Source organism: Micromonospora sp. WMMD961, from assembly GCF_029626145.1.
Taxonomy (GTDB): Bacteria; Actinomycetota; Actinomycetes; order Mycobacteriales; family Micromonosporaceae; genus Micromonospora.
On sequence record NZ_JARUBJ010000002.1, the window covers coordinates 734,658 to 758,007 of the forward strand.

The window sequence follows — 23,350 nt, forward strand, 5'->3', positions numbered from 1 at the left end:
ATGGACACACTGCGCGCGCTCTCCGCCCGGCTGGACGAGGCGAGCGCCACGCTCACCGCCGTTTCGCACAGCGTCACCGCCACCGATCCGGCCCAGGCCGCCTTCGGTGCCGACGCCCCGGGTCGGCCCGGAGAGATCGGTCGGGCACTGCATCGGCAGTGGACCACCGCCACCGACGACCGGGCGCGGGAGGCCCGCGCCGCCGCCGGTCGACTGGCCACCGCCGCCTCGGCCGTGCGGGAGGCCGCCGACCGCTATGCCGACGTCGACCGGGCGGCCCGCCGCAGGCTCGCCGGAGAGCCGTGATGGACGCGCTGGACCGGCTCGCCGAGCCCGGCCTCGACCTGCTGCGCCGGGTCGACACACTGATCGCCGCGGGCGTCCCGGAGGGGCACCGGGTCTGGCCGCTGCTGCGTCGGATGCAGGTGTTGCCGGGCGACGCGGTGCGCGGCTTCCTCGACCTCCACCCCGCGCCGCTCGCCAGCGCCGGGCACGCGGTGCGCCGGCTCGTCCGGGGGTACGACGACGTCTCCGCCGCACTGACCGACTCGGTGCTCTGGTCCGGTCCGGCCGCCACGGCGTACGGGCAGCAGCGGGCGGCACTGCTGCACCACCTCGACGAGGGGCCGGACAGCCTGGTCGGGCGACTCGAATCCACAGCTGGCTACGCCGACGCGCTCGCCGACTGGGTGGAGGGGAGCCGACTCGCGCTGGCCCGGACACTGGCCGACGTGCTGCGCTCGGCGGAAGCGGTCGCCGTGGTCGCCGCCACCGGTGTGTCGACGCGGTCGGGGCCGGTCGGCCCCGGTGTCGCCGACGCGGCTGAGATCGCCGCCCGGGTGCTGGCGGTGCTCTGCGTGGCGTACGACGGTGCGGAGACGCTGCTGCGTCAGTGGGCGCCGAGCCTCGCCGAGGCGGCCTGGCGACCGCCGATGGAGGGGCGTCCTCGATACGACGAGCCCACCCGGGTCGGCTGGTAGCCGGGTCCCGTCCGCCGGCCGTGGCCGCCCTGGTCCCGGACAGGCCACGGCGTCGCTCGCGGTGCCAGACCTGAGTCGGCTCCCCGGCGACGCCGTGGTCTTCCCCCTGCACCCCCCGCAGGTATGCCTTCACTCAACGCCCTGGGAGGGCGTCTTGTCTCCTGCCCGGGCCCGGATTCAACCGTCCGGGCGAGGAGCAACGGCACGACGGGCCGCCCGGCAATAGGTCAAGTCGACGGTCATGGATGGAAGTGGCGTCATCGGCCGAGGTGCTCTCCGACGCGAAGGCGTCGTAGGGTGGGGGGATGGGCATGCTCTGCGCGGTCAGCTTCAACCGGTACGGGCGCCTCTACTACCTCGACCCCGGCGAGTTGCGCCCCCAGGTGGGCGACAAGGTGCTGGTGCCCACCGACGACGGGCCCGAGGTGGCGGAGTGCGTGTGGGCCGCGCAGTGGGTGACCGAGGAGACCGACGGCTTCCCCCGGTTGCTGGGGCTGGCCGTCGAGGACGACCTGCGGAGGGACGAGGCGCTGCGTCGGCGCAAGGCCGAGGCCAAGGTGGCCGCGAAACGGCTGATCCGCTCGCACGGCCTGCCGATGAAGGTGGTTGCCGTCGACCATGTGCTCGGCTCCGCCGAGGGCGGCGGTGAGCGCAGCACCGTGTACTTCACCGCCCCGCACCGGGTGGACTTCCGCTCCCTGGTCCGCGACCTGGGCGCCACCCTGCACTGCCGGGTCGAGTTGCGTCAGCTCTCCGCCCGCGACTCGGCGCGCGTGCAGGGCGGCATCGGCTCCTGCGGTCGGGACCTGTGCTGCGCGACGTTCCTCACCGACTTCGAGCCGGTGACCATCCGGATGGCGAAGGACCAGGACCTGCCGCTGAACCCGCTGCGCATCTCCGGCGCGTGCGGCCGGTTGATGTGTTGTCTGAAGTACGAACATCCGCTGTACCAGCGCTTCCAGGAGACCGCACCGGCGGTCGGCAGCCGGGTCTCCACGCCCGAGGGCGACGGCCGGGTGGTCGGCCACAGCGTCCCCCGCGACGCGGTGACGGTCCGACTGGACGCCGACGGCTCCCGCTCGATGTGTTCCCGCGCCGACGTCTGCGGCTCCCGCCAAGCCCACGACCAGCACTACACCCCCTAACACCCCGCTTCCTGCGCGCGCCCACCCCGGCCCGTCGCGGTGATCAAGAGGTTTGCGTCATGCTCGGCGCGATTCCTGACGCAAACCTCTTGATCACCTGCGCTCTGCGGGTGGTGTGGGGTCAGGGCAGGACTGTGGGGGGTTCCGCCAGGCGGGGGGTCAGGTTGGTCTTCGGAGTCAGCCAGCTCGCGGTGGGGGACTGGTCCGGGTTCACCTGCCAGTTTCGGGAGACCCGGTCCACAGCGATCGGGAAGATCGTCAGCGTGCCGTCCGGGTCGATGCGCAGCCGCAGGAACACCTTCGAGTCCTCGATGCCCTGGCCGGCGAAGAGTTCGTTGACGTTCACCCCGAACGCGCCCGCCACCAGCAGGTACGCGGCGACCAACTGGCTGGCCACCAGGCCGATCACCGGGCCGTAGAGCACCGCCGCGGCGACCGCCGGCAGCGGCCACGGCCAGTCGTAGAACGGTAGGGCCAACCACACCCAGGTGCCGGCCGCCGCGAGGGCGACATGGGCCACGCCGTGGCCGACGCCGAGGATCCCGTGCCGTACGTGGCGCTTGCCGCTCGCGCTGGGCGGCTTGGCGAACAGGATCGCCGCCAGCACCGTCACGAGCACCATCAACACCAGCGGGACGCTGAACAGCCGCTGGTCGGTGCTGTCGGCCCAGTTCGCTGTGGCGCCCGCCATGGCCAGCATCAGCAGGGTGTGCAGGGTCCCGAGCAGAGTCGTGAAGCCCGGATTGCGGAACGGCAGCCTCGGGAAGATGCCCCAGCCGTAGCGACGGGAGCGGGCCGCGTCCGGATAGCGGGCCACCAGGTCGTACGGCTGGGAGGAGCTGGCCCGGCGAGCCAGGGTGTCCCGCGGCGGCACCTCGATGCGCTCCGGCAGTTTGTGGGTGGGATAGAGGTACGCGCCGCCGCCGCCGCACGTGATCAGCTGCCGGTCCGGCCCGGAGTAGCGGGCGTAGTGATGCAGGTCCCCGGAGAGCAGCAGCCGCACCCGCGCGCCGGTCGGGTCGATGATCGTCCGGATGAAGTAGTCGATCGAGTCGTACGCCGTCGGGCTGTCGGCTGCCTTGACCCAGGTCGGCGCCGGCGCTGCGATGATCACCTTCGACTCCGGGCCGAGCCGCCGGGCCACCTCGTCGAAGTAGGCCAACTGCGGGTCGTCCAGGTACGAGCCGGACTGGTCGTCCACACCGAGAAGCCACCAACCCGCAGGTAGCTCCACCGCGAAGTACGACCGGGACTGCCCGGTGCCCCACCCGGCGAAGTTCCGGTCCCGAGAGCGGACGAACAACCGCAGGAACGCGGTCAGGCCGTCGTACCAGTCGTGGTTGCCCGGCACCGCGAACAGCGTGGGCTTCTCGGGCGGCGACACGGGCAGCGCGGCCTGGTAGGGGCCCTTGCACCGGTCCTCGTACGAGGCGTAGGCCGCCGACGGGTACACCTGGTCGCCACCCATCACCAGGGTCTGCGCCCGGGGCAGCCGGTGCCCGTCCACCGTCAACTCGGGCTGCGCCAGCAGGTACGCCACCGAGTAGGTCGCGTTGAAACCGTCGCCCAGGTCGGCCACGTAGTCCAGCCACAGACCGCCGTCCGGCCCGACCTGGCGGAAGACGCCGTCGTCGAACGCGTTCTGCAACTCGCGCTTGTCCAGGTACGCACCGAAGAGCATCGCCAGCAACGTACGGATGCCGGTGCTGATCAGCAGGAACGGCGCCAGCCACGGCACCGGCTTGCGGGGCGTGAAGCCCAGTTCGAGCGGGTCGGTGCTGCTCGGCCGATGGGCGGCGCGTTCACCGGCCGGCGCGCGGTCAGGACGCTCCTGGTGGGTGGAATGGTCGCGTTCGTCGCTCACCCGCCGCAGCGTAGTCCCGCACCCGATCATCCGCTGTCCGGTAAACGGCTAGATGGCGGCCGATGTCCGGTTGTTGATGGCGGAGCGGGGTGGGGTATCCCGTTCGGTCCGGGGGCGCGGGGTGCCGTACACTTGCTGATCGTTGCCGCCTTAGCTCAGTCGGCTAGAGCGACGCACTCGTAATGCGTAGGTCGACGGTTCGATTCCGTCAGGCGGCTCGGCACAGAAGCCCAGGTCACAGACCTGGGCTTCGCCGTTTCCCGAGGTCGATCACCTCGCCATTGGCGGGTCGAGTCCTTGAAGTCCTTGTCCCGTGCAGCGACCGCCTCGTCCAGGCGGTTGGCGACCGCGTCCAGGTCGTCACCGAAGAGGCCCGCGTACACGTCCAGCGTCATCGACGCCGAGGCGTGTCCGAGTATCCGCTGCACCGCCTTGACGTTGGCGCCCGCCGCCACGGCCAGACTCGCCGCCGTGTGCCGCAGGTCGTGCGGAGTCAGGCCCGCCAGCCCGACGAGGAGATCCGCCCACTACCGTCAGTGCCCCACATCACCCCGACGACTCGTCGTCAGGCCATAGCTCAACGGCGCGATTGGCAGCATCGATGATCGGCTGAGCGTCGACGGTTACGCGGGACTCCGGGATCTTGAAGGTCGGCCACTCGCAGACGAAAGTCAACGGTCCCGGCGGTGGTAGCGGCCAAATCCAGTAGCGCATGTCGTTTCGTCGGTTGGTCCCACTGCCGCCTTGGTGCAGGAGCACCGGTGTAGCGGGTTCGGGCATCTGCGCCAACGGCGGTCGGGCCAGGTTGGTGGCAACCAGTCCGTCAGAAAACTGCACGCCGAATCGAAGGAGCTCGTCTGGCAACGGCCCAGCGCCGAAGCGCCTCATCCCGTGCGGTGGGCCAGGATCGAATGGCCGGCCGACACGCTCACGGCGCAGCACGGCGGTAAGAGTGAACTCAAGCCCGGCGGGAAGTGCCAGCAGGCCGGTAACGGCAACTGCGGCGTCAGGAGTACGTGCCAACAGGACTTCGTAGGGTACGCCGCCGGCCACCACGGCCTCAGGCTTCATCCATGCTGGCCGAGGCGGCCGGGGTGGCTCGGGCTGCGGCTCCAATGCGGGTAGGAGATCTTCGAAGAATCCCACCGGGAGATCCTGCCATGGACGACAGGGCAACGGCGCCCAACCGCGGCCCCCGGCTCTCCTCGTCACCGGCCCGCAAATAGTCCGCAAGAGGACGACGGACCATGGGGAGCGGTGAGAGATGTCGGAAGCCATTTCCGCTGCTAGACCGCCATGTTCCCAGGCCAGCGGGACAGGCAGTTCGATCTCGTAATGCGTAGGTCGACGGTTCGATTCCATCAGGCGGCTCGGTGTGCTGCCCTAACCAGCGGAGACGCAGGTCAGGTAGTCATTTTCGTCGATAAGGAATTGAGTCACCCCCGAAAACGCCTCGGGTGTCAGGACGGTGGCTGCCCGCACTCTCGAGGACGTGTGTGCCCAGGGTGTCTACCCTGGGCACACGAGCATCGCCGGATGGGAGCGGCCGGGGATGCCCAACGGTGTGCTCATGGCAGGGGGTCTCAAGGCCGAGAACGGGAATGTTGTGGAGTTCAACCGGTGGTCCGGCCACTACATGCCGCAGGACTACGGGGACGACGACGAGATGCTTGAAGAAGTCTCTCAGCGTGCGTTCGCGGTAGCCGGGTACGGCGGGTCCGCGACGTACAAGGGCGCAACGCTGTGTGAGGACAACTAGGACAGTGGAACGTTTGAGCGCCGCCGTAGTTGAAGCGTTGACCGATCGGGCGCGCGATGCCTCTCCCGATCAACTGACCGTCGACCGGTCGGTCCTGGCGACGTTCCTCGACACGCTGCTGGGCGAGCTGCCGTGGTGGAGTCGCGCCTGGCGGGTCGCCGAGGTGGGAGAAGTGCGTAAGAGCTCTTCGGCTCTGGCCCTGCCGCCTGGGGAGCCACAGGTTGTCGAGGTGACCGTGCCGGGTTCCCTGGGTGGCGACGCGGGCAAGGTTCAGTCGTTCTCCGCCCGGGTGAGGCTCCTGGAAGACCGGCTCCTTCGTTGGCAGATGAAGATCGGCGACACGGTCATCGGACCGGCGGTCGCGCCGGCAGGGGAACCGGAGCCGCATCCGTTCGGCGCCGTGTTCGGGATGCTGGTGGAGATGCGCGGCCTGTCGTTGCGCGAGGTGGCCTGGCAGGCCGGGCGAGCCCACTCGACGATCATGAAGCTCCGTCACGGAGGTCTGGTTCCCGAACGGGGGCTGATCGAGCAGCTCGCGCAGGCGTTGAACGTGCCGGCAGAGGACCTCACCCTCATCGCCGGAGTGGACTCAGCCGATCCGGGCCTGCCACGACGTTTCCGGACCTGACCAACGCTGGGGGTCGGTTTGGGAACCCTTTACTCGGCCGATCTGTGCTTGCAGAGACCCGGATCTGGCTGGCGTCTTCGCTGAAGGTGACATCGCGGATCCAGTGCACGCTGCGTTCCAATGGTCCAGTGTTCGCGGGGCCGACTCGCCGCAGGAATGGTTCCCCGGGTCCGGCTCACCCAGGTGTTCCGGCAGGCTGCGGACTCCGGTGTCGTCAGTAACGCCCACCGGATCAACGGGCGGGGGTGGGTCGGGAGCCGCGGAAGACGAGCCGGTCGACCGCCGGCCCGGCGGGGTACGAACGACTTCTTTCTGTTCCCCTGCGATGACACCGAGGCTGCGGCCGCGCTCACGGTCGAGGTGGCGTGCACTCGGATTGCGAAACGGTTCGGCCTCGACCCGCGACGTGACGTGCAGGTACTCGCGTCGATGCATCGGGGCCCGGCGGGCCGGTGCGTTGAACATCCTGATGCCAGCAGCTCACTCCGGCCCGCGAGGGGTCTGCCTGAACGGCGGGTCGACGGCCGGGTGTTTCGGATCGGCGACATGGTCACTCACTGGGCGGACGGCAGTGCGTTTGCGGTCGCGGCCGCCGGGCTGGGTCGGTGGCGCTGTGATGTGATCCGGGCATTCGCCTCGCGGACCTGCCGAGGCAGGATGAACATGTCGGCGAGCCAGCCCAGGCCGCACAGGCCGAGAGTGCACAGACGCAGCGCGCCGCGGCCATTCTGGCGGAGGTAGAAGTGGTGGCCGCCGAACAGGCCGAGGAAGAGCCACCACAGATACGCGACGCCGACGGACTTGGGGTCGCGCACCGCGAAGCGTTCCTCTACCGCAGCGGCTGGATTGGTAACTGGCACGGAGGGGGCGGTAGGCACGGAGACTACCGGGGCGCTCGCCGCGAAGCGCTCCCCTGCCGCAGCAGCCACGTTGGCAACCGGCACGGGAATCACCGGGGCGACGGGAGTTCGCTGCGGAGCGGATGCGCCCTCGACGGACACCTGGGGCAGGATACGGTCCAGCCAGCCGGGCAGCCACCAGTTCGAACGCCCCAGCAGGTGCATCAGCGCCGGGACCAGCGCGGTGCGCAGGATGAATGCGTCGATCGCCACCGCCGCGGCCAGGCCCACACCGTACTCGGCGATCACTCGCTGGCCGCCGAAGACGAAGGCGGTGAACACGCAGATCATGATCAGGGCGGCAGCGTTGATCAATCGTCCGGTTTCCGTCTGGCCGACCCGGATCGCCTGGTGGTTGTCGCGACTGTGCGTCCACTCCTCGTGCATCCGGCTCACCAGGAAGACCTGGTAGTCCATAGAGAGGCCGAATAGGATCGCGAGCAGGATCAACGGAAGCTCGGCCTGGACCGGCCCTGCCTTGCCCAGGCCCATGAACTCAGAGCCCCATCCCCATTGGAACACCGCTACGACGACCCCGAAGGACGCGGCCGAGGCGAGCAGGTTCATCAGGGCGGCCGTCAGTGGAACCAGGATGCTGCGGAACGCGACCATCAACAGCACGAAGCCCAGTCCGATGATCACTGCGAGGAACAAGGGCAGTTTGCCCGTCACCACCGAGGCGAGATCGGCGGAGCCCGCCGTCGCACCGCCGACATGCACCGTCAGACCGCTCCCTCGTACCGCGGCCGGAATGACGTCTTCGCGCAAGTGGGTGACCAGCGTGTCGGTCGCCTTGTCCTGGGGGGCGGTGGTCGGGACCACGTGGATGACGGACAACCCCGTTGACGCGGTGCTCGGCTCGGCTACCACGGAGGCCACTCCGGGAGTGACCCGCACAGCGGAGATCAGGGTTTGCAAGGCCTGCCCGTCGCCGGATGAGCCCTGCTGCGTCACCAACACCAGCGGGCCGTTGGAGCCCGGGCCGAAGCTCTGGGCGAGCAGATCGTAGGCAGCTCTGGTAGTGGAACCCTTCGGGTCGTTCCCCGCATCCGAGTTGCCCAGCCGCAGCGACAACGCCGGCAGCGACAGCAGGGCGACAAGCAGGACCGCGCCCAGGGCGAACAGCGTCTTGCGGCGTTCAACCCGTTCGGCCCAGCGGCCCGGGCGGCGGGCCCGGCCGCGCCGTCGTCCACTCGGCGGCGGTGAGTCATGGTCGGGGGTTGCCAGGGCCCGCCGCTGGCGCTTGTTCAGCAGTTTGGCGCCGAACACACCGAGCAGCGCCGGCAGGAGGGTCACCGCGGCGACCACGGTGAAAAGCACAGCGATCGCGCCGCTGATCCCCATCCCGTTCAGCGGCCCGATCCGGAGGACAAGCAGGCCCAGCAGAGCGGCTATCACGGTGAGGCCGGCGAAGACCACCGCCCGGCCGGCGGTATCGAGGGCACGCACCGCCGCATCCTCGGGCGACAGACCCGCCTGCAGGCCGGCACGGTGGCGGCTCACGATGAACAAGGCGTAGTCGATCCCGACTCCGAGACCGATCAGGGCCGCCACCGTGGGGCCGATGCTCCCCAGGATCATCAGGTGCGAGGTAAGTCCCACGGTGATCAACCCGGCGCTGAGCGCGGCGATCGCGGCCAGTAACGGCAGCAACATGCCCACCAGCGAGCCGAAGGCGATGAACAGGACTATGCCGGCGGCCACCACCCCCACCGCCTCGGTGCTCTTGATGGCGCCCTCGGCCGCGATGGCGATGGCCTCGCCGCCGAGTTCCACCTGCAGCTGATCATCGCGGGCGGCATGGGCGGTGTCGATGACCTTGGTGACGTCGGGGATCGCGAGGCGGTCGGCCGTTGCGTCGAATGTCACTGTCGCATAGGCAGTCCTGCCGTCCTTGCTGATCTGCGGCGCTCCTGCAGACCCGTACATGCTGGTCACCGACGCGACTGAAGGCAGCGCTGCGACCTTCTCCAGCATCGGGGTGATCTTCGCACGGACCTCGGCGTCGCGGATCGAACCGTCGCGCACGTGCACAACGATCTGACCGCTGTCCCCCGCCTGCTGAGGTGCGACCTTCTGGAGCAGCGCCTGCGCCTTGGCGGACTCGGTCCCCGGCAGACTGAACGCGTTGGAGTAGCTGGTACCGACAGTCGCGGACAGCAGGGCGAGCGCAACCAGCAGAGCAACCCAGCTCCCGATGACTAGGAAGCGGTGCCGAAAGCACCATCTGGCGAGTACAGGCATGGCTGATTGACCTTCTTTGTTGGCGGTGCGGAGAGCGGGATGCAACGGTTTCGCGATGGTGGACGTCGCTCTGCCGGTCAGCCCTGCCGGGAACGCGGACTTGTGCCCGTCGGGGCTGGTGGCGTTGAGGACCGTCATTCCAGGGACATCGCCGGGGTGCGGCCAGTACGCGTCGCAGCTGATGTCGACCCGGTAGATTCCCAGGCCTTACTGTGCGCCCGGCAGCGCGTCAGCGTGTTCCGGTGCGGGAACGGTCTGGTGCATCTGCCGCATCTGCGCCGGAGTCGCGCAGCCGGCCCCTCTGCAACGCCTGCCAAAAGCGCGCCAGGTCTGTCGGGGTACTCACCAGCGCGCCGGCGGCATTGGTATTGCTTCGCACCGGACGCGGAAAAACCGGGCCCGGGTTGCTGGGCGTACGCCGATGGCCTCGTACCGATGGTGGCCAGCCCACCGCCCAGCGAGGCACTGATTCAGGGGTCGCCTCCGCCCCGGTACGAACTGTCCGTGCCTTTTTCATTCCACACTCCTTCGTAGATCGTTTGACCGATGAAGCCTACGAACAAGTGGGGTTTCTGCTCGATCCTGCTAGCACTCCTGGGTGGTAGTAGGGTTTCCGCTACCTTTTCCTCGCCTTGCACGGATGACCAATCATCCGGCTGCCCATCCGTGAGGCCCGGTCATCTGTATATCTGCTGCGACATCATGGACGCGGCCCGTTACCGCGGCTGCCGGTGGAAGGCGCTGCCGACGGACCTCCGCACTCCAATCTGCCGCCGGAGTCCTGGCCCGGCGACCCCGGCCTCTGCTCCGCAAAGCGCAAGGTCGTGACCGCTCAGGAGCACGGAGTCATCGACGCTCCACGCGTCGGCCTATCGGAACGGTGGAAATCCGAGCAGGGCATCGATGTGGCGAGGAACATGGCATTTCGTCACCGACAGACTGTTGCCGGCCGTGGCGGTAACCGCCGCGTCAGTATCGGACTCTGACGCCGGCCGGAGCGGAGCTGCTCCGTGCGTGGCGCGGTGGCTTGACGAGCCCGCCAAGGCCTGACCGAAGATGCCAACGCCTGGGCCGGGTGGCCGATTTGAACTCCGCTTCTCAGTTCTGCAGGTAGGCCAGGACCGCCAGGATCCGGCGGTTGTCGTCCTCGGAGGGCTTGAGACCAAGCTTGGTGAAGATGTTGTTGCTGTGTTTGCTGACGGTTTTCTCGGTGACGAACATCCGGGCGGCGATCGCGGCGTTCGACCGGCCCTGGGCCATCAGGGTGAGGACCTCATGCTCGCGTGGGCTCAGCTCCAGGAGCTTAGGGTCGGTGGAGCGGTGGGTGAGCAGCGCACTCACCACGTCGGGGTCCATAACGGTGCTGCCGGAGGCGACCTGCCGGACATTGTCGATGAACTGGCTGACGTCCGTAACCCGATCCTTCAACAGATAGCCCACCGCACCCGCGCGATCCGACATCAGCTCCCGGGCGTAGATCTGCTCGACATACTGCGAGAGCACCAGAATGGGAAGCCCTGGAATCTGCCGACGGGCTTCTATGGCGGAACGCAGTCCCTCGTCGGTGAAGGTCGGCGGCAACCGCACGTCGACGATGGCGACGTCGGGACGATGCGTCATCAGCGCCCGGATCAGGGCGGCTCCGTTGTCAACGGCTTCCACAACGTCGAACCCATTGGCCCGCAAGATCCTGATCAGGCCCTCACGGAGCAGGGCGAGGTCCTCGGCTATCACAATACGCACGGCAGCGACATCCTCACCTCGGTAGGTCCGCCCGGCGGACTGTCAACGGCCAGCGTGCCGTCGAAGGCCGCCAGTCGACGCTGGATGCCACGCAGGCCGGTGCCGGAATCGATCGAAGCACCCCCACGGCCGTCGTCGGACACCAGCATCGTCAACTCTCCCGCAGCGCCGTACCGATGGGGTGTGAACTCCACGGTGATCCGGATCTGCCGGGCCTGGGCGTGCTTGATGGCGTTCGACAACGCCTCGGCGACGGCGAAATAGGCCGCGGACTCGACCGGGGCCGGCAGCCGTCCCGGTAGTCGGGTCACCACCGTGGTCGGGATCGGATTGACCAGGGTCAAAGCCTTGAGAGCGCCGTCCAGGCCACGGTCGGCCAGTACCGGCGGATGGATGCCCCGGACCAGGTCGCGCAGCTCGGTCAAAGCGCTGGAGGTCGACTCGCGGGCCTCGGCCAGCAACTGTTGGACGGCCTGCGGATCGTCGTGCAGCAACTGTTGAGCCAAGCCCAGGCTCATACCCAGCGACACCAGCCTTGCCTGCGCGCCGTCGTGCAGGTCGCGTTCGATTCGGCGTAGTTCACCGGCCTGGGTGTCGATGGTCTCGGCTCGCGAGGTCGCCAACTGTTGGACGCGGGCCCGAAGGCGCGCCTGTTCGGTGGGGCCGAGCAGTGCGCGGATCACCCGAGCGTTGAGGTTCGCGAGGCGCACCGCAGTGAAATACCAGAGCAGAAGGAGAACCGGACCGAGCGGTACCAACCCGAACGACTGCACGACGCTGTGCAGCCGGAAGGCCTCCCCCATCGGAGTGCGAAATACCTGAGGAAGCGTCAGCTGATAGATGAGCGGATAGAACAGATACCCGACTCCGAAGACGAAAAGCAGGAGCGACAGTCCGCAGCTCAACCAGTTGGTGATCGAGTTGACCACCAACCAGGCCCAGTCCCGCCAGGTCGCCGGGTCGCGCAGGATCGTCCAGAGCCGCACCAGCCACCCGGCGTCCGGCGTCGGCTGATAGGGGTGGGCGGGCACCGGTACACCGAGCCGGTCGGCGGCCCACTGGCGGTGCAGGTCGGCAAACCAGCGCACCAGCGCGGTGGTGAGCAGGACCAAGGGGATCCCGACGCCGAGAGCGGCGATTGACAGCGAGGTGATCCAGACCGTGGCCAGTACGGCACCCAGGGCCGAACCCGTCAGCAGCACCAGCGACCAGCCCAACAGGCTCATCCGCAAGGCCAGCGCGGAGCGTAGAGCCGGACTGCTGCGCGCGACGGGACCAGGCCCGGAGCGCTCCCGCGAGGGCGAGGAGCCGCCGGGACGTGTGGTTCCGCTGGAATCGGTCATCTCACTCCCTCATCGCGCATCGTGCCGAATCGACGGGACGGGCGGTCGGTCCATATCGGCCCTGGGCGATCCGCAATTTACTTGACGGTGGCGGTCATCTGTTCGATTTCCTTGAGCACCAGGACGGGATTGTCCTGGGGAACGTCGTGCGAGCTGCCCTTGGCGGTGACGAGGGTGCGGTCAGGCCCCGCCTTGACGAACGCGGCGGCCGCGTCGCGCCAGGCCTGGGCGTCCTGCGGCGATCCGTCGAAGGGCGTCTTGTCCGACACGATGTACGTGACGGGGACGTTGTTCGGCCACGAGAGCTTGTGGTACGCCTGGTGCGTGGGGCCGAAGTTGTCGGCCGTGGCGATGAGCTGACGGTTCGCCTTCGTCGACGGTGCCTTCTTGAGTTCTTCGATCTGCGGAGCGGTCAGTGCGATGAGGCGTTGGGTCTGCGTATCGGTGAAGAACTGCGGCACGTTGGCGTCGATCAGCACCGCCCCGGAGACGACACCGGGGTTCGCGAGGACGAAATGGTGGGCCACCTCCCCTGCCTGCGAGTGGCCCGCGAGGACCACGTTTTGTGCGACGCCGAGTTGACGCAGACCGGCCTGCAGGTCGGAGGCGGCGGCCTGGGGGTCCCAGGGGCCCTTCACCTCTTCGCTGGCGCCCATACCGGCCCGGTCGTAGGTGATGATCTGCGATCCGGTGGCCTTCGACAGTTGCGGCACCAGGGCGTCCCAATATGAGGAGTCCTCGCCGCCACCGGCATCCAGCACGATGGTAGGAGAGCTTCCGGGTGTGACGTGGAAGGCAAGCTCGTGCCCGTTGTTGGCGATCATGTGCAAGCCTGCTGCGGGGGCGGCGTTGGCCGAAGCCGTGGGAACCGGGGCTGCCGAACCGGCTGCGGGCGCAGCCTTCGGCGCCGCCGAATCGTCACACGCGGCGATTGCCGCTGCCACCGTGACGGGAAGGAAAAGGGCGAGGGCGGCCCGACGGAACCGGGACATTTTTTGCGCGGTCATGGCAATAAGTTTTCTCGGTTTCCGGATCTTTGCTCGATCCTGCTAACCACCCAATCGGGTTGGGAGTTATCTCTACCCTCCCGGGAGGGGAGCCAGGACCCGTCAGGTACTGCTGGACGCGCATCTCTCCAGGATCCGTCCGGGTAACGGGGCGCTCGGGCTGCCGCCCCAGCCAGGCCAGGTGCGCCGGGCGCCTGCCGGATCCGCACACCAGGGGAACACCAGATCCTCGCGGCGTCTGCCGGCGACGTGCGCGGCCGGTGTGGGCCAGGAACCGTACGAGCAGCCCGTACTGACCGCACGCCTCCGCGAGCATCGCCGCTGGCTTTCACCGAGCGTGTCCCTGATACTCACGGCATGATCATCAACGACCCTCGCGCCCCCTGGCTGCCTCGCGTGCCGCACCCGACCGACAGCTCAACACTGCCCATGTACATGGTCATCTTCTTCGTCTTGGGCCTCGTCGGCTTCGCGGCACACGGGCTGGCCGATGGCGGTGAAGCACTCGTTATCGCGAGCATCGTCTCGGGAGTGTTCTTCGCGTGCTTCCTGATCCTGTTCGCGATCTACTGGGTCGGGTACCTGCTGAAGGGACACGCCATCTGGCAAGCCGAGCGCCAGGCTGAGTCCGATGGGCCAATTGCGGGCCAGCAGCCAGAGGGCTGATCGGTCACGAGGGGGCGGGGGCGGAGGTCCGGCGGCGCAGGCCGTGTGTAGTCCGCAAGAGGGCGACGGACGGCGGCGGAGTGGTGAGAGATGGCGAGGGGCGTTTCCGCTGCTAGATCGCTGCATGACCAGGTCGATGGATCGCCCATTTTGATCTCGTAGTCGTTACCTGGGTGGATGGGCGTGCCTGGCACCGCCACGGGCACGCCGGAACCCCAAGCGGACCGCTCGAGGTCATCCGCGCCGTGTGCACCGCCCCTACGGGCCGCCTTCGCCACCCGACCTCCGTAGCGCATCGGGATGTCTGGGCATGTGGCGCGGCAGCGATTTTAGTAGTGTGTCGATTCGTGGGTCTGCGCTACTGGCGGATTTTCCTTGGCGGCCGGTCGATGCACTATGGGAGATTGCTCAGGTGAGTGGATTGATTTCAATGCGAGAAGCAACGCTGGTCGACCTGGATGACATTATCGACCTGCACACTCAGGCGCGTATGGCGTATTACGGAGCTGGCGGGCTGCCGCCCGAGGCCATCGTCAATCCCGCGTTAGTGCAGGAACAGGAGGCCGGGTGGACGGCGGCGATTGAATCCCCCCACAAAAGGATTCTATGCGCCGTTGACGAAGGTCGTATAGCTGGTATCGCTGCAATGGGCCCTCCTTTGTCGGCGAAGGTGGATGCCAGCACGACGGGGCAGTTGTATCAAATTCACGTGAATCCGGCCAGGTGGGGAGAAGGCATCGGTAGCACCTTGCACGCGGCATTCGTACGCTACCTGGACGAAGCTTCGCTCCCTATCGGCATGCTCGAAGTATGGGAGCGGAACAAGCGCGCGCAGTCGTTCTACGCCAGACATGGTTGGAGGCCTGACGGCGGTTTCCGGGCAGGACCAGATGACTCCAACTACGTTTCCATGCGGCTCGATTTGGTAGCCGATCGTGCACCACGGGAGTACACGGCAACGTGAAGCGCTGAGAACACGTCGCGACGAGTGCGAAGCCGAGGCGACGGCGCTTCGGCAATCCGCACGGCCTCCGCACTCCGTCGACCACGGGCAGACGTGTGCCACACGTGCCAGCCTATGAGCGCGCCGATCACCGCGAAGAGCGCTGCGGCCGGCCACATCTCAGCATCCTGCGACGCCGCACCCACGCCCGCCACCACGGCGTTGACCCACACGACGACGAGGAGGGCGACTCGCGCGGCCTGCCACCTGGCGTACGCCTTCACGACCCAGTACATGACGACGAACGGGAGCGCGATCATGGCCCCGACCAGCCACAGGCAGCCCATAGTGCCCGGATTGGTCGGGGCGGGGCGGGGGCGAGTGACGCGGTGTTCATTGACCCAGTGACCGCGTCGCCAATGCCTACGACGCCGGTACGTCGTCATGGGGCTCCGCCCCCTCCCGAGCCGACCACCGAAGTCCACCGCCGCGTCATGAACCCATGGAAGAGGCCCCCGGTGCACCGGGGGCCCCAGCGGTGTTTCCTCAAGTGTCAGCAAGAGAACCCAGAGGGAGATCCGTCAGGCACCGCACTCGCAGGTTACCCACCAAGATCCAGTTCGGCAGTCGTCCGAACGGATGCCTCCAGCCCCTTCATGGGCCGCGCACACGGGCCGACCCACTGCGGCGACGCGCCGCCCTGATCCATGGCGGGCTCCTTCGTGCCGTACCGGTGTCGCACAGCAGCACGAAAGGGCGGTGATGCCGGCTGCCACGGCTTATCGTGGCTCGGGGCCGCCGGCCAGAGTGGTGCGTCCTGCGACAGCGACCGGTCCACATCTCGGAGGTTTCCACCCATGCCCTTCACTCCGGTGATCGTCAGTCTGCCCATCGCCGACCGGGCGGCCTCGTACCGCTTCTACTCAGACGGCCTCGGCCTCGACGCCGTCGGCGAGTTGGCCGACGACGGCATGCCGGAGCCGTTGCAGTTCGTGGTCAACGACGGGCTGCGGCTGATGCTCGTCCCGACCGGGGGTTTCGGCTGGGTCATCGGTCGGCACGAGGTCGCTCCACGGGGGCAGAGTGAGTGCGTGCTCAACCTCGGCGTCGCCGCACCTGCCGACGCGGACGCGGTCGTCGACCGGGCGCGCGCCGCCGGCGCCGAGGTGGTCACCGAGCCGACCGCACAGCCCTGGGGGTACGCGGGCGTCTTCGCCGACCCGGACGGCCACCTGTGGATGGTGTCCGCCGATTCAGGGTCCTGAACAGCGTCGGTCGTGGTGGATGCGGTCCATCGGTGACCGTGAACCCTGATGCCGCTGGCACGCGCCCACTCCCGCCGACGAGGCCCGGCTCTGGGCACTCATCGAGTCGGCGTGGGCCGAGTCGGGCGTGGAGCCCGCCGCCCGGAGACCCCCGCATCGGCGGCCTGGGGTCGATCAGGCCCGGCGGGCGAAGGTGATTGCGCCGAGCTTGCTCTCGGGCGAGGTGAGGGTCGTCTCCGCCTCGACCCGGAAACCGTTCGCACGCAGCCAGGCTGCCATCCGGGCCGGCTGGCGACGGTGGACGCGCACCCTCATGAGGTGGCCGCCGTACCCCTGGGTCTTGAGGGTCGTCTCATCGCCCACGTGGAACCCGAGCAGCAGTGGGCCGCCGGGGCGTACGACCCGCCGGAAGTGCGCGAGGACCGCGCCCATCTGGTCGTCGGGGATGTGGATGAGTGAGTACCAGGCGAGCAGGCCGGTGACCGAGTTGTCGGCCAGGTCGAGGTCGGTCATCGAGCCGACCTCGAATCGGAGTCCCGGATGGTCGCGGCGGGCCACGGCGATCATCGCGGGTGAGAGGTCGATCCCGAAGGCGTCGATGCCGAGTGTGTGCAGGTGGGCGGTGATGCGTCCAGGCCCACAGCCGACGTCCGCCACCGGTCCGCCGCCGGCGGAGCGGACGAAGTCGGCGAACAGGCCCAGGGCCGCCCGCTCGTACGGTGCCCCGGGGAGGAGGCCGTGCACCAGACGGGCGTAGTCGACCGCGACCGTGTCGTACGAGGTGCGGGTGTCTGCCAACCAGTCGTCACCGTCCACGGCGGCAACGCTAGATCAAGGCACGTCCTGCGTTCTACGGTGACCTCACCAGAGTCACCGAGGACGGGGAGTTGTCGTGCCGTACGGGTACATCGCATCGATGAAGGCGAAGCCGGATCGCCGTGATGACGTCGTTGCCATCCTGCTGAGTGGCGTGGACGGCCTGCGGGAAGCGGGCTGTGACCTCTACGTGGTGAGTGTCTCGGCGACCGACGACGTCACCATCTGGGTGAGTGAGGTGTGGCAGAGCAAGGAGCACCACGACGCCTCCCTGCGGCTTCCCGAGACGAGGGCGGCCATCGGCCGGGCCATGCCGATGCTCACCGGCGAGTTCACGGGTCAGGAGACCGCAGTGGTGGGCGGCCTGGGCGTGGACGGGGAGGTCCGCCCGTGACTCAGGCGTAGATGGTCTTCGCGTAGTCGGGGCCGTAGTGCCGCTCCAGGTCCTCCAGGCTCTCGGCCGGCTCCTCGACCTCCTTGATGAGTCGGGCTCGGGTTGGCAGCAGGTCGGGCTGCCAGGTCTCCGGCTTCCACAACGCGGACCGCAGGAACGCCTTCGCGCAGTGGTAGAAGATCTGCTCGATCTGCACCACCACGGCGAGCACCGGTCGATGCCCCTTGACCACCATGTCGTCGAACCACGGCGCGTCGCCGACCAGACGCGCCCGCCCGTTGATCCGCAGCGTGTCGGTCCGCCCGGGGATCATGAAGAGCAGCCCGACGTGCGGGTTGTCGATGATGTTGTGGTAGCCGTCGGCCCGCTTGTTGCCCGGCCGCTCGGGCAGCGCGATGGTCGTGTCGTCCAGCACCAGCGCGAAGCCCGCCGGGTCGCCCTTGGGGGAGACGTCGCAGCTGCCGTCCGCGCCGGCCGTGGCCACCAGGCAGAACGGCGAGGCGGCGAGCCATTCGCGGTCCCGCTCGTGCAGGCGGACGCGTTCCTTGTTGGCGGCCCGCGCGTTCGGCGCACCGAGCAGGTCACGCAGTTCCTCGTGGGAAGTGATCTCCACCGTCACGTTGCTCCTCCCTCAGGCGTTGACCCGTTGGCGGGCACCACCATTCGTCAGCCTATGCCGCCGTGACCAGGGCGAGGTTTGTGCCCGGTTGACGGGGGGTACGGCCTCACCCGACACGCCCGCCGCACGCACCGTCCGCAGCACGCCGACCAGTGGAGGCCGGGAGATGGAGAGCCGACTCAAGGTGCTGGGTCACCCAGTCCATCCGATGCTGGTCATGTTCCCGGTCGCGCTGCTGGTCACCGCGGTGCTGTTCGACCTGGTGGACACCGTCGGCGGTCCCGACTTCCTGGGCGAGGTCGCGTACTGGAACATCACCGTCGGTCTGATCGGCGGCCTGCTCGCCGCAGCCGCCGGCTCGTTCGACCTGCTGGCGATCCCGACCGGCACCCGCGCCAAGCGGGTGGGTCTGCTGCACGCGGCCGCCAACGTCGCGGTGATCCTGCTCTTCGCGGCGGTCTGGGCGGTCCGGCTCAACGCGGACTCGCGGGCCGCCGGCGGCGCGCTGATCGCCATCGAGTTGGTCGCCGTGGCGATCCTCGGCATCAGCGCCTGGCTCGGCGGCGAGCTGGTCGACCGGCTCGGGGTGGGCGTCGACCGGGATGCCGGCCTGGACGCGCCCAGCTCGCTGCGGCCCACCACGGCCACCCGGCGGATCGGAGAGGTGTGATGAGCGAGCAGCAGAGCGGCGGTTTCGGCCGGGGGTGGCGGGGCCGCCAGCAGGGCTGGGACCCGATGGGCGAGTTGCAGTCGCTGCGCGCCGAGCTGAGTCGCCTGGTCGGTGGCCGGGCCGGGTCGTCCGACGTCGACCTGACCGAAACCTCGGACGGCTGGGAGGTCGTCGTCCGGCTGCCCGGGGTGGCGCCGGAGGAGGTGGCGGTCGAGCTGGACGACCGGGAGCTGTGCGTGCGGGCCCGTTCCGAGGCGGAGGTCAACGCCGACCAGGGCATCCCGGGCGGCTTCGAGACCCGTGGCTTCGAGTACCGGATCGACCTGCCGTCGCGGGTCGACCCGGAGGGTATCGACGCGGTGATGGACCACGGTCTGCTCCGGGTCCGGGTGCCCCGGGCGACCCGGCCCGCGCCGCGCACCATCACCGTCGGTCGCACCGGCCCGCGCTCCGGCGACCTCTCCACTGGTACGCCGATGCCGGCCGATCCCGCCGCCGACCGGGAGTTGCACCGCCCGGACACCGTCGGCGACATCGACCGGCAGTAGCGGGCTGCGTGGTCACCCCGTCCGTGCTCGGCCCGACCGTCGAGCGCCTTCCTGATGTGCGGCGGATCGCCGTGCTGCGCGCCAACGCACTCGGCGACTTCGTGTTCGTCCTGCCGGCGCTGGACGCGTTGCGTGCCGCGTACCCCTCGGCGGAGATCGTGCTGCTCGGCGCGCCGTGGCACGCGAAGCTCTGGCGCGACCGGCCGGGCCCGGTGGACCGGGTCCTGGTGGTGCCGCCCGCACCCGGCATCCGTACCCCGGACCCGGGGGAACCGGAGTCGTCGATGGACGACTTCCTGGCCGCTGCCTCCGGTGAGGGTTTCGACCTGGCGGTGCAGATGCACGGTGGCGGCGCCAACTCGAACCCGCTGATGAGTCGCCTGGGTGCCCGGATGACAGTCGGCCTGCGCGCCGACGACGCGCCGCCGCTGGACCGGTGGCTCCGCTACGTCTACTACCAGCACGAGGTGATCCGCTACCTGGAGTTGGTGGCGTTGGCGGGTGCACCCACCACCACCATCACTCCGACGCTGACGGTGACCGACGCCGACCGGGCCGAAGCGGCCCAGGTGCTCGGACCGGCGAACCGACAACGGGTGGCGCTGCACCCCGGAGCCAGCGACACCCGCCGCCGCTGGCCCGCCGAGCGCTTCGCGGAGGTGGCCCGCGAGCTGCACGGCGACGGCTACGAGGTGCTGGTCACCGGCACGCCCTCCGAGCAGGACGTGGTGGACCGGGTCGTCGCGGCGGCCGGGGTTCCGGTCCGTCCGCAGGTGGGGACGCTCAGCCTCGGCGGGTTGCTGGGCTGCTACGCCGACTGCGCGTTGGTCGTCTCCAACGACACCGGCCCGCTGCACGTGGCCGCCGCGGTGGGCACGTCCACGGTGGGCATCTTCTGGGTCGGCAACCTGATCAACACGGCGAATCCGTTGCGTGGCCGGCACCGGCCGATCTGTTCCTGGACGGTGCACTGCCCGGTCTGCGGGGTGGACTGCACACCGGGCATCTACCCGCACCGCCCCGGCGACGGCGAGTGCCCACACCGGGACTCGTTCGTGGCGGACGTGCCGGTGGTCGAGGTGCTCGAAGCGGCCCGGGAACTGCTCAACCCGTAGCCGCGCTCTCCTCGGCCAGGACGACCTCCCACGCCTCGACGTCCCGGTCGGTGACCGTGGTCGGCGACTCCAGGTGGTACGCGCCGCTGGGCAGGATGCCCGCACCGCCGTAGCGGGCCAGCACCGCGAGCTGCGCGGCCACGTCCTCACCCTGGTGTTTCTCCTGTACTCGACGCCAGAAGTCGAAGCCGCCGACGTCGAGGAGCTTGGCCCGGTCGTAGAGCACACACCCACCGATCCAGGAGACCTTGTACGCCCGCCACGCGCCCGGCGGCAGCGCCAACTGCGCGGTGATGTGCAGCAGGTTGGCCGCCGAGTGGACCCGGGCGCGGTTCCACTCCGGGGTGTCCGGGCGGATCCGCTCGGGCGTCGGGGCGCCGATCCACTCCTCGTAGTGCCGGTGCGACTCCGGCCGCACGTCGTCGGCGTAGGAGAGCCCGTGCACACCGTTGCCGACGAACCCGCAGCCCAGCTCGCCGATCGCCGTGACCAGCCGGTGCAACGCCCCCGGTTCCAACCAGATGTCGTCGTCGAGGTTGAGGACGTACCGGGCGGTCGAGGCGGCGAGCAGGTACGCCCGATGTTCGGCCAACCCCCGGCGGGGCAGTCGACGGGTCAGCAGCACCGGGTGACCCCGGTGGCGCAGCGCCCGGACCACGGCGGCCGCGGCGGGGTGCGCGTACGCGGGTTCCCCGTCGGACTGGTCGCTGACCACCACCCCGAAGCCGGGCACCCCGTCCTGGGCGGCGAGTCCGGCCAGGGTGGCCGCCAGTTCGGCGGGCCGGTTCCGGGTCGGAATCAGCACGTCGAGCAGCCGGTCGGCGCGGAACTCCTCCGGGTCGCCGAGGTCGAGGGGGCGGTTCACGACGCCTGGGTGCGGGTGCTCAGCGACTCATCGGGCGTGCGATCCGAGGCGTACGACGACGGGTCCTGGCTGTGTGACCGGATCCGCTCGATGATCGCGGAGGTGGAGCGGTCCGGCACGTACCCGAGGGTGCGCACCTGGCCGCCCAGGCGGCGCACCAGCGGGGCTTCCGGGACCAGCTCCGGTGGGTAGTCGCCGCCCTTGACGTAGACGTCCGGCCGGACCGCCTCGATCAGCGCGGCGGGCGAGTCCTCCTCGAAGACCACGACGTGGTCCACACAGGCCAGCGCGGCGAGCAGGGCTCCCCGATCCTCGACCGGGTTGACCGGACGGTCGGGGCCCTTCAACCGTCGGACGCTGCCGTCCGAGTTGACCGCCACGATCAGCAGGTCGCCCAGCGCGCGGGCCTGTTCCAGGTAGCGCACGTGCCCGCGGTGCAACACGTCGAAGCAGCCGTTGGTGAACACCACCGACCGTCCCGCCTCGCGGTACTCGGCGACGATCGCGTCCAACTCGTCGGTGCCGACCAAGGCGGTACGGTCCGTAATCCCGGTCGGTTGGTCCAGCGCGGTGAGCAGGTCCTCCCGCCGGCACACGCAGGTGCCGGTGTCGGAGACGGTGATGGTGGCCGCCAACTGGGCGAGCTGGGCGGCGGTGGGCAGCGGCGCGTCGGCGGCCAGGGCCAACGTCATCGCCGCCAGGTACGCGTCGCCGGCACCCACGGCGTGACTCGCCGGGACCGGGGTGCTGTGGCTGCGCCGCGGCGCCCCGTCGAGACCGCCGACCACCGCGCCCTCGGTGTCCAGGGTCACCGCGACCACGTCCGCGCCGGTGTGCGCGCGCAACTCGGCCAGGCGGGACTCGGCCAGTACGGCCCGGTCGACGCCCTCCCCGGCCTGGGTGTTCACGGTGACGCCGGTGCCGGTGACGCTGAGCCCGTCGCCGGTGAGGGCCACCCGGCCCTCGCCCCGGACCGGCTCACCGACCGGCCCGCGGCGGTCGGTGGTGCCGTCGGTGACGTCGTCGGCGCGTACCGCGCCCGGTGCCGCGCCCGCGGTCATCTCGGAGGGGCCGTCAGCCGGGTCGTGGTCCGGGTGTTCCAGGTGCAGGTCGCTCCCGCCAGCCGGTCGGGTCGTACCGTTGGCGCGGGCCAGCAGGCGGGTCGCCTCGGCGAAGCTGGGGGTGACGACGGTCGGCGCGAGCCCTCGCCAGTCGGCCAGGTCGTGGGCGTCCAGCGCGACCGTGGCGTACCGCTCGCGTTGCTCGACCAGCCACGCGCGGACCGGCGCGGGCAGCGCGCCCAGGCCGTAGTCGCAGACCACCAGGGTCGGCGCCTCTCCACCGGCGGCGGCGCGCAGCTCCTCGGTGGCGCAGCTCAGCGCGGTGAGCAGCCGGTCGACGCCCTCCGGGTCGAGGGCGTCGTCCGGGTCTCCGGAGTCCTCGCGCAGCAGGATCTGGTTGCCGGCCAGCATCCGCCGTTTGACCGGGGTGGGCCGTCCCGGCTGGTTGACGGTGCGGTCCCAGACGCCGGCGCGGTCCAGACAGTCGTGCAGTTCGTCGCCGGCCACGTCGGCGCCGACCGGTGCCACCAGCACCGCTCGGCCGCCGAGGGCGGCGACGTTGACCGCGGTGTTCGCGGCACCACCGGCTGCGGAGATCCGTCTGCGCAGGGTCAGGACCGGAGCGGGTGCCTCTCGGCAGAGCCGATCGGAGTCGGCGAACCGCCATTCGTCCAACATGGCGTCACCGACGATCAGGACTGGGCGTCCGAGCCAGCTCTCCACGACGGTGGCGAGCCGGCGCTGTTCCGCTGCTGCTCCTGCCATGCCTCCCCGGG

22 protein-coding genes, 1 tRNA gene and 2 pseudogenes are annotated in these 23,350 nt (G+C 69.4%); 14 read left to right on the forward strand and 11 right to left on the reverse strand.

The window, feature by feature from the left end; translation table 11 throughout:
• From O7614_RS03550 to ricT, 3 genes are all read left to right on the forward strand, one after another.
• Positions 1–306, forward strand: a complete 306-nt coding sequence (locus O7614_RS03550; RefSeq protein WP_278137058.1) for a hypothetical protein — start codon at positions 1–3, stop codon at positions 304–306.
• Positions 306–980 carry a hypothetical protein gene (locus tag O7614_RS03555; protein ID WP_278137059.1) on the forward strand — a complete coding sequence of 225 codons (675 nt, stop codon included), beginning with the start codon at positions 306–308 and terminating at the stop codon, positions 978–980. Before O7614_RS03550 ends, O7614_RS03555 begins: the two co-directional genes overlap by 1 nt.
• A 305-nt stretch (positions 981–1,285) precedes the next feature.
• Positions 1,286–2,125 (forward strand): regulatory iron-sulfur-containing complex subunit RicT, encoded by an 840-nt coding sequence (gene ricT / locus O7614_RS03560; RefSeq protein ID WP_278137060.1) that lies wholly within the window; start codon positions 1,286–1,288, stop codon positions 2,123–2,125.
• 121 nt (positions 2,126–2,246) lie between these two features.
• Here the strand turns inward: ricT and O7614_RS03565 are convergent, their stop codons facing one another.
• The gene (locus O7614_RS03565; protein WP_278137061.1) at positions 2,247–3,989 is read right to left on the reverse strand and encodes a metallophosphoesterase; all 1,743 of its coding nucleotides are present in this window, start codon (positions 3,987–3,989) and stop codon (positions 2,247–2,249) included.
• A 144-nt stretch (positions 3,990–4,133) separates the two neighbouring features.
• On the opposite strand from O7614_RS03565, the gene O7614_RS03570 reads away from it, so the two are divergent.
• A tRNA-Thr gene (locus tag O7614_RS03570) sits at positions 4,134–4,207 on the forward strand.
• A gap of 168 nt (positions 4,208–4,375) precedes the next feature.
• Here O7614_RS03570 and O7614_RS03575 read toward each other — a convergent pair.
• Positions 4,376–4,495, reverse strand: a pseudogene (locus O7614_RS03575) (tyrosine-type recombinase/integrase); the annotation flags it as partial.
• A 40-nt stretch (positions 4,496–4,535) separates the two neighbouring features.
• Positions 4,536–5,060, reverse strand: coding sequence for a hypothetical protein (locus tag O7614_RS03580; protein ID WP_278137062.1), 525 nt, complete (start codon positions 5,058–5,060; stop codon positions 4,536–4,538).
• A 397-nt stretch (positions 5,061–5,457) separates the two neighbouring features.
• Here O7614_RS03580 and O7614_RS03585 point away from each other — a divergent pair, with 397 nt between their 5' ends.
• The 3 genes and pseudogenes from O7614_RS03585 to O7614_RS03595 all read left to right on the forward strand — a co-directional run.
• Entirely contained in the window at positions 5,458–5,748 is a 291-nt protein-coding gene (locus tag O7614_RS03585) for a hypothetical protein (protein ID WP_278137063.1), read from the forward strand.
• A 13-nt stretch (positions 5,749–5,761) separates the two neighbouring features.
• A complete protein-coding gene (locus tag O7614_RS03590) occupies positions 5,762–6,376 on the forward strand; it encodes a helix-turn-helix transcriptional regulator (RefSeq protein WP_278137064.1) in 615 nt (204 codons plus the stop codon).
• 144 nt (positions 6,377–6,520) lie between these two features.
• A pseudogene (locus tag O7614_RS03595) lies at positions 6,521–6,931 on the forward strand (ATP-dependent RecD-like DNA helicase); the annotation flags it as partial.
• Here the strand turns inward: O7614_RS03595 and O7614_RS03600 are convergent.
• The 4 genes from O7614_RS03600 to O7614_RS03615 form a co-directional block, all read right to left on the reverse strand.
• Positions 6,931–9,657 carry an MMPL family transporter gene (locus O7614_RS03600; protein ID WP_278137065.1) on the reverse strand — a complete coding sequence of 909 codons (2,727 nt, stop codon included), beginning with the start codon at positions 9,655–9,657 and terminating at the stop codon, positions 6,931–6,933. The pseudogene O7614_RS03595 and the gene O7614_RS03600 sit on opposite strands and share 1 nt — an antisense overlap.
• 960 nt (positions 9,658–10,617) lie before the next feature.
• Complete coding sequence (locus O7614_RS03605; protein WP_278137066.1) at positions 10,618–11,262, reverse strand: response regulator transcription factor; 645 nt, start codon at positions 11,260–11,262, stop codon at positions 10,618–10,620.
• Positions 11,250–12,488 carry a sensor histidine kinase gene (locus O7614_RS03610; RefSeq protein ID WP_278142135.1) on the reverse strand — a complete coding sequence of 413 codons (1,239 nt, stop codon included), beginning with the start codon at positions 12,486–12,488 and terminating at the stop codon, positions 11,250–11,252. Before O7614_RS03610 ends, O7614_RS03605 begins: the two co-directional genes overlap by 13 nt.
• Before the next feature lie 194 nt (positions 12,489–12,682).
• A complete protein-coding gene (locus O7614_RS03615; protein ID WP_278137067.1) occupies positions 12,683–13,612 on the reverse strand; it encodes an alpha/beta hydrolase in 930 nt (309 codons plus the stop codon).
• 357 nt (positions 13,613–13,969) lie between these two features.
• Between O7614_RS03615 and O7614_RS03620 the strand changes: the two genes are divergently transcribed.
• The 3 genes from O7614_RS03620 to O7614_RS03630 all read left to right on the forward strand — a co-directional run bounded on the left by O7614_RS03620 (position 13,970) and on the right by O7614_RS03630 (position 16,486).
• On the forward strand, positions 13,970–14,278 hold the full coding sequence (locus tag O7614_RS03620; RefSeq protein WP_278137068.1) for a hypothetical protein: 309 nt from the start codon (positions 13,970–13,972) through the stop codon (positions 14,276–14,278).
• A gap of 310 nt (positions 14,279–14,588) precedes the next feature.
• Entirely contained in the window at positions 14,589–15,242 is a 654-nt protein-coding gene (locus O7614_RS03625) for a GNAT family N-acetyltransferase (protein ID WP_278137069.1), read from the forward strand.
• Positions 15,243–16,078: 836 nt separating this feature from the next.
• Positions 16,079–16,486 (forward strand): VOC family protein, encoded by a 408-nt coding sequence (locus tag O7614_RS03630; protein WP_278137070.1) that lies wholly within the window; start codon positions 16,079–16,081, stop codon positions 16,484–16,486.
• A gap of 174 nt (positions 16,487–16,660) precedes the next feature.
• Here the strand turns inward: O7614_RS03630 and O7614_RS03635 are convergent, their stop codons facing one another.
• Complete coding sequence (locus O7614_RS03635) at positions 16,661–17,302, reverse strand: class I SAM-dependent methyltransferase (RefSeq protein ID WP_278137071.1); 642 nt, start codon at positions 17,300–17,302, stop codon at positions 16,661–16,663.
• Between the two features lie 76 nt (positions 17,303–17,378).
• Here O7614_RS03635 and O7614_RS03640 point away from each other — a divergent pair, with 76 nt between their 5' ends.
• Positions 17,379–17,696 (forward strand): putative quinol monooxygenase, encoded by a 318-nt coding sequence (locus O7614_RS03640; protein WP_278137072.1) that lies wholly within the window; start codon positions 17,379–17,381, stop codon positions 17,694–17,696.
• Position 17,697: 1 nt separating this feature from the next.
• Here O7614_RS03640 and O7614_RS03645 read toward each other — a convergent pair whose 3' ends face one another.
• On the reverse strand, positions 17,698–18,315 hold the full coding sequence (locus tag O7614_RS03645) for a pyridoxamine 5'-phosphate oxidase family protein (protein WP_278137073.1): 618 nt from the start codon (positions 18,313–18,315) through the stop codon (positions 17,698–17,700).
• A gap of 166 nt (positions 18,316–18,481) precedes the next feature.
• On the opposite strand from O7614_RS03645, the gene O7614_RS03650 reads away from it, so the two are divergent.
• The 3 genes from O7614_RS03650 to O7614_RS03660 are packed head-to-tail and all read left to right on the forward strand — an operon-like array spanning position 18,482 to position 20,648.
• Positions 18,482–18,985, forward strand: a complete 504-nt coding sequence (locus tag O7614_RS03650) for a DUF2231 domain-containing protein (RefSeq protein ID WP_278137074.1) — start codon at positions 18,482–18,484, stop codon at positions 18,983–18,985.
• Entirely contained in the window at positions 18,985–19,533 is a 549-nt protein-coding gene (locus tag O7614_RS03655) for an Hsp20/alpha crystallin family protein (RefSeq protein ID WP_278137075.1), read from the forward strand. Before O7614_RS03650 ends, O7614_RS03655 begins: the two co-directional genes overlap by 1 nt.
• Positions 19,534–19,541: 8 nt before the next feature.
• Complete coding sequence (locus O7614_RS03660; RefSeq protein WP_278137076.1) at positions 19,542–20,648, forward strand: glycosyltransferase family 9 protein; 1,107 nt, start codon at positions 19,542–19,544, stop codon at positions 20,646–20,648.
• Here the strand turns inward: O7614_RS03660 and O7614_RS03665 are convergent.
• Both O7614_RS03665 and rfaE2 read right to left on the reverse strand, forming a co-directional pair.
• Complete coding sequence (locus O7614_RS03665; RefSeq protein ID WP_278137077.1) at positions 20,638–21,513, reverse strand: glycosyltransferase family A protein; 876 nt, start codon at positions 21,511–21,513, stop codon at positions 20,638–20,640. The genes O7614_RS03660 and O7614_RS03665 overlap by 11 nt on opposite strands.
• Positions 21,510–23,339 carry a D-glycero-beta-D-manno-heptose 1-phosphate adenylyltransferase gene (gene rfaE2, locus O7614_RS03670; protein ID WP_278137078.1) on the reverse strand — a complete coding sequence of 610 codons (1,830 nt, stop codon included), beginning with the start codon at positions 23,337–23,339 and terminating at the stop codon, positions 21,510–21,512. The genes O7614_RS03665 and rfaE2 overlap by 4 nt, the downstream gene beginning before the upstream one ends.
• Positions 23,340–23,350 lie beyond the last annotated feature (11 nt).